6 protein-coding genes are annotated in these 5,802 nt (G+C 67.0%); 3 read left to right on the forward strand and 3 right to left on the reverse strand.

The window, feature by feature from the left end:
- Positions 1-105 precede the first annotated feature (105 nt).
- Both NP3_RS17990 and radA read left to right on the forward strand, forming a co-directional pair.
- Complete coding sequence (locus tag NP3_RS17990) at positions 106-825, forward strand: copper chaperone PCu(A)C domain-containing protein (RefSeq protein ID WP_245720993.1); 720 nt, start codon at positions 106-108, stop codon at positions 823-825.
- Between the two features lie 180 nt (positions 826-1,005).
- Complete coding sequence (gene radA / locus NP3_RS17995) at positions 1,006-2,412, forward strand: DNA repair protein RadA (protein ID WP_063042760.1); 1,407 nt, start codon at positions 1,006-1,008, stop codon at positions 2,410-2,412.
- A gap of 109 nt (positions 2,413-2,521) precedes the next feature.
- Here radA and NP3_RS18000 read toward each other — a convergent pair whose 3' ends face one another.
- Both NP3_RS18000 and NP3_RS18005 read right to left on the reverse strand, forming a co-directional pair.
- Positions 2,522-3,202: a hypothetical protein gene (locus NP3_RS18000; protein ID WP_063042761.1), complete on the reverse strand. Its 681-nt coding sequence runs from the start codon at positions 3,200-3,202 to the stop codon at positions 2,522-2,524.
- 121 nt (positions 3,203-3,323) lie between these two features.
- Entirely contained in the window at positions 3,324-3,947 is a 624-nt protein-coding gene (locus NP3_RS18005) for a carbonic anhydrase (protein ID WP_063042763.1), read from the reverse strand.
- Between the two features lie 147 nt (positions 3,948-4,094).
- Between NP3_RS18005 and NP3_RS18010 the strand changes: the two genes are divergently transcribed.
- Positions 4,095-5,006, forward strand: coding sequence for an HhH-GPD family protein (locus NP3_RS18010; protein ID WP_281197443.1), 912 nt, complete (start codon positions 4,095-4,097; stop codon positions 5,004-5,006).
- Between the two features lie 6 nt (positions 5,007-5,012).
- Here NP3_RS18010 and NP3_RS18015 read toward each other — a convergent pair whose 3' ends face one another.
- Positions 5,013-5,765 (reverse strand): alpha/beta fold hydrolase, encoded by a 753-nt coding sequence (locus tag NP3_RS18015; RefSeq protein ID WP_063042762.1) that lies wholly within the window; start codon positions 5,763-5,765, stop codon positions 5,013-5,015.
- Positions 5,766-5,802 lie beyond the last annotated feature (37 nt).

Raw genomic sequence — 5,802 nt, forward strand, 5'->3', positions numbered from 1 at the left:
AAATTAGACACAGCCCGCGCGCCCGCGCCGCGGAGGCTACTACTACGCTGCCTAGTTATTACTCTCCCTAGCGGAGTGAGCCCGGTCGACATGGAGGGACAACCCGTGACTGCCCTGAAAGCTGTGACCGCCTCGACAGGGGCGCGTCGTCGCATGGTTTCGGTTGCCGTGCTCGCCGCCGGAGCAGCGCTCGTGCTGTCCGGCTGTAGTGCAGGCCAGATCTCGCAGACCGCGACCCAGGTCGCCGCGGTCAACGGCAATCACGCCGACATCGACCGGATCTCGCTGCGCAATGTGCACATCGTCTTCCCGGCCACGGGCACCGACTACACCAACACCAAGGGCGGCAAGGCGATCATCGCGCTGTCGGTCGTCAACAACGGCGAGACCGTCACCGACGAGCTGACCAGCATCACCACCGACCTCGGCACGGTGAAGATCACCCCGCCCGCAGGCGCCTCGGCCTTCAAGATCGCCCCGCAGCAGACCGTCGTCGCGGCGACCTCCCCCACCGGCGCGACCGCCGCCAAGTCCGACGAGCACGGTGCGACGCCGAGCAGCTCCGCCGCGCCGAGCACCAGCGCCACGCCCGGCTCGCAAGGGGCCAGCGAAAAGACCACCGTCGATCCGGAGAAGAAGCCGGGTCTGATCGAGATCACCGGTCTGTCCAAGGACATCATCCCCGGCCTCACCTACCCGGTGACGTTCAACTTCAAGCAGAACGGCACCGTGACGGTGCAAGTGCCGGTCGACGCCGGTGCGGTCGCCGAACGGCACGAGGGCCAGACCGCCGCGACCGAGGGCGAGCACAAGGGCGGGCACTGATCAGATCTCCGCGGGGAGACTGCGCAGTAGGATTGCCAGCGATACAACTGATCTCGTACGAACATGGGTAACTCGTCGGGCACGCCCAGCACTGTTCACATGCCCGACCGCCGGCCCGGTTCGTGAATTCCGTGGCACTCACGACCGGCTGAAGACTCGGAGAGGCGGGGGAGCGCGCCTGTGGCCAAGACCAAGTCGATCTTCCGATGCTCGGAATGCCGGTACGAGGTCGCCAAGTGGGTGGGCAAATGCCCGGACTGCGGCGCGTGGGGCACCGTCGACGAGGTCGCCGGATCGGCGGCGACCGCGGCATCGCCGGTCGGGCGCAAGGCCATGCTGCCGAGCACCGCCGCCGCGCCCATCTCGCATATCGATTCGAAGGTCACCAAGGCCAGGCCGACCGGTGTCGAGGAACTCGACCGGGTGCTGGGCGGGGGCATCGTGCCCGGATCGGTCGTACTGCTCTCCGGTGAGCCCGGAGTCGGCAAATCGACGCTGCTGTTGGAGGTCGCCCACCGTTGGGCCACTCAGCGTGATGAGAAGTCGTTGTATGTCACCGCCGAGGAATCGGCCGGACAGGTTCGGCTGCGCGCCGACCGGACCAATGCGGTGCACGAAAGGGTCTATCTCGCAGCGGAATCGGATCTGTCGATCGTGCTCGGCCATGTCGAACAGGTGCGCCCGACGCTGCTGGTGGTCGACTCGGTGCAGACCATGCTCGTCCCGGAGGTGGACGGCACCATCGGCGGCGTCACCCAGGTGCGCGCGGTGGCGGCGGCGCTCACGTCACTGGCCAAGGCGAGCGGGATCGCGGTGCTGCTGGTCGGGCATGTCACAAAGGACGGCAATGTCGCGGGCCCGCGCACGCTCGAACATCTGGTGGATGTGGTGCTGCAGTTCGAGGGCGACAAGAACTCCACACTGCGCATGGTGCGCGGCATCAAGAACCGCTTCGGCAGCTCCGACGAGGTCGGATGTTTCGAATTGCACGACGACGGGATCTCCTGCGTCACCGATCCGTCCGGGCTGTTTCTGCACCACCGCACCGATTCGGTATCGGGTACGGCGGTCACGGTCGCGATGGACGGTAAGCGGCCGCTGGTCGCCGAGGTGCAGGGCCTGACCGTGCACACCGAGATTCCGAATCCGCGGCGGGCGGTGAGCGGGCTGGACTACAACCGGGTCGCGATGGTGCTCGCCGTACTGCAGAGCCGCGGGCGGGTGTTCCTCGGCAAGCACGACGTGTACGCCGCGACCGTCGGCGGTATGCGACTGCTAGAGCCAGCAGCGGATCTCGCTGTGGCACTTGCCATTGCGAGTGCCGAACGCGATCAGGCGCTGCCGGTCGGCTGGGTCATCCTCGGCGAGGTCGGGCTGGCGGGCGAGGTGCGCCGGGTCACCGGACTGGAGCGCAGACTCGCCGAGGCCGAACGCCTCGGCTTCACCACCGCCTTGGTGCCACCCGGCTTGGCACGTACCAAGAGCGGCATGAAGATCCACGAGGTGACCGACGTCAAGTCGGCCATCCGCCTAGCCGGTCTGCGCAAACAGCGCGCAGCAGCCACCGAGACCGCCCCCGACTTCTGAGCCGACAATGACTCTCGGACAACCTAAGTGATCACGCACAGCCGGTGGCTATCAGCACAAGCCAGAGCGTATGCGCGATGACCGCTGGATATGCGACGGCGACCGAGGGTCAGGCGATGTTGAAGGGTTCGGCGGCGCTGCGGAGTGAGCCCAGTTGGGCGACAACGGCGTACGCGCCGGGTGGAACCTGGACGCGGTCGCCCGCACAGTTGGGTTGGGAGGTCGAGCCCGACCAGGTGACCATGAAGGCCGCCTGCTCGCCGCGGTTCAGGGTGCGGACGTCGGGGGCGCCGTCCGGGTAGCAATCGGTGCTCGACCATAGGCGGCGCTGTCCGTCGAGGCTGGTCACCGAGACCTGCTGCAGTCCGGAGCCGACATCGCGCGAACAGGCCGTGGACGAGATATTGGTGATCACGATTCCGAATACCGGATTCTCACCGGTCTTGTAGGTCGGCTGCTCGACGGTCACCTTCACCGCAAGCGACTGATCCGGGCAGATACCCGCGGCGACCTGGCTGGCGCTCGCGGCCGCAGCGGTAGTGCCGGTGGGTTTCGCGCTGGATTCGCCGGTGGTCGGCGGCGGCGTCGAGGAGGATGCGCCCGCGGGCTTATTCGACGCCGACGCGGAACTGGTCGCGGCCGCCTTTGTCGTACCGGGCGAATCGCCGCCGCGCGTGACCGTCAATACCAACCAGATCACCAGTGCGAGCGCCACGACCAGAACACCTACGGCGAGCGCGCGGCGTCGCCAGTAGATCTCCGGAGGCAGCGGTCCATTCGGTTCCAGCACGGAGTCAACGGTAAGGGCACGATCCGGTACAGCGACTCAGGACCCCGGCGTGTCGGATCGGAAAACCCGCGCGCGGCAGGTAAATTCCGCTCCCACCGCTGGATGTCTCGGATCGGCCGGATCAGACCAGCTCACCGATATTGCCGACGACCCGCTGCAACTTGACTTCGCCCTCGGCCAGTTTGTATGTGACGCAGGCGATCGCGCATTCACCTGTGGCAACGCGCTGCGAAATGATCAGCGAGCGCTGCATGAGCAGTCGGCTGGTCTCCACCACATGCCTGGCCTCCATCTCGTCGACGGTGGACAGCCCTTCCCTGCGTCCGATCAGGATCGACGGCGTGACTCGCTCGACCAGGCTGCGGATGAATCCGCCGGGCACCTCGCCGCCGTCCAGCGCGTCGATGGTGGCCTTCACCGCACCGCAGCTGTCATGGCCGAGCACCACGATCAGCGGCACATTCAAGACCTGCACCCCGTACTCGATCGAGCCGAGCACCGAGCTGTCCACGACATGGCCCGCGGTGCGCACGACGAACATATCGCCGAGGCCCTGGTCGAAAATCAGCTCGGCCGCCACGCGGGAGTCACCGCAGCCGAAGAGGATCGCGTGCGGGTGCTGGCCGCTGACGAGCTTGGCCCGGTCGGCCGCGCCCTGACTAGGATGCAGCAGGTTGCCGTTCACGAAGCGTGCATTGCCCTCGCGAAGGGATTTCCAGGCACTGATCGGGTTGGAATCCGGCATACCGACCATTGTGCACATCGCAATGGTTACCAGCGAGTCCGGTTCGTTACGGCTCGGCAAATATCGACCGGCCGCAGGACAATAGGAACGGTGAGGGCAGTGTCGGAAGGCGGCGCAGCGCAACAGCGTGCAGGCGGAAAACCCGAGATCACGACGGGTACCAACCGGGTGGATGCCGAATCGTTGCTGGACTGGTATCGGGAGACCGCGCGGGATCTGCCGTGGCGGCGCAAGGACGTCACCGCCTGGCAGATCCTGATGAGCGAGATCATGCTGCAGCAGACGCCGGTGGTACGGGTCGAACCGATCTGGCGGGAGTGGGTCGCGCGCTGGCCGGTCCCCTCCGCCATGGCGGCCTCGTCGCAGGCCGAGGTGCTGCGCGCCTGGGGCAAGCTCGGATATCCGCGGCGGGCGCTGCGGCTGCACGAATGCGCGAAGGTGCTCGCCGAGGAACACGGTGACGCGGTGCCGACCGATGTGGATGTGCTGCTCGGCCTGCCGGGTATCGGCGCGTATACCGCGCGGGCGGTGGCCTGTTTCGCCTACGGACAGCGAGTTCCGGTGGTGGACACCAATGTTCGCCGGGTGGTGGCGCGTGCCGTGCACGGGCGCGCGGAGGCCGGTAATCCGTCGTCGCGCGATCTGCCCGAGACCGAGGCGCTGCTGCCGCGCCGAATCGACCATGCCGCAATATTTTCCGCCGCGCTGATGGAACTGGGCGCGACGGTGTGCACCGCGCGCACGCCCGACTGTTCGCGTTGCCCGCTGCCGCAATGCGCCTGGGTTTCGGCGGGCAGACCGGTCTCGGATGTGGTGCGCAAGACCCAGAAGTACGAGGGCACCGATCGTCAGGCGCGCGGTCGGCTACTCGACGTGTTGCGCGACGCGACCGGTCCGGTCGAGCGAATCCGGTTGGATCTGGCCTGGACTCGCGATCCTGGCCAGCGCGACCGCGCTCTGGACTCCCTGCTGGTCGACGGCTTGATCGAGCAAACCTCGGACGGGTTGTTCGCGCTTGCCGGTGAGGGCTGGACAATCGGGGTTTCGAGGCCGGGCTGAACAGCCTTATGCGGGAAGGTGCAAAACTTTCCGGAGGAAGGCTTCGACCTCGGTGCGGTAGCGCTCGGGTTGGTCGTCGTGCACCAGATGGCCCGCGTCCGGGATGCGGACGTAGGCGGCGTCCGGGTGAACATCGGCCATCTGCCGCATCTGGCCCTCGGGGGTGATGGTGAATTCGCCCTCGATCAAGAGAACGGGCGCTTCGACCGCGCGCCACTGTGCCCAGAAGTCACGGGTCCCCCACTCCTCGGAGATATCGCGGAAGGTGGCGACCGAACCGTGCAGGCGGTAGCCGTCGGGTCCGTGCTCGAAGGAGTCGAGGAAGTAGCGCCCGGCGACCGGGCCGAAGTAGTCCAGCACCGCATCGGCATCCGGAAACGGCTGCGGCCAGGACTCGATCATGGCCGCCCAGTTAGCGGCGGTGCGGCCGCGGAAGTCGGGGGCGATATCCTCGACCACCAGCGCGCGCACCCGCTCCGGATATCCCGCGGCGAAAACCCAGCCGTGCAGACCGCCCATCGAATGCCCGATGACCACCATGGGTTCGGAAATTTCGGCGGTGGCCCCGGCGAGGTCGTCGATGAAGGCCTCGGTGGTCAGTTCCACGGGCGCGGGACGACCGTGACCGGCGGCGTCGAAGGTGTAGACATGGCCGAACTTGCGCAGCCAGTCGAGGTGATCGCGCCAGGTGCGGGCACTCCCCATCAGTCCGTGCAGCAGCAGGATCGGCACCCCTGCTCCACCTTCGTCATACAACACTGTGACATTTTGCAGCGCCTGCGCGCTGCGTGTTCGC

It is taken from the genome of Nocardia pseudovaccinii NBRC 100343 (assembly GCF_001613225.1).
Taxonomy (GTDB): domain Bacteria; phylum Actinomycetota; class Actinomycetes; order Mycobacteriales; family Mycobacteriaceae; genus Nocardia; species Nocardia pseudovaccinii.

What these genes read in the sequence shown, in the direction of transcription:
- NP3_RS18005 (WP_063042763.1), bottom strand. Translation starts at nt 3,947, where the DNA reads ATGCCGGATTCCAACCCGATCAGTGCCTGGAAATCCCTTCGCGAGGGC.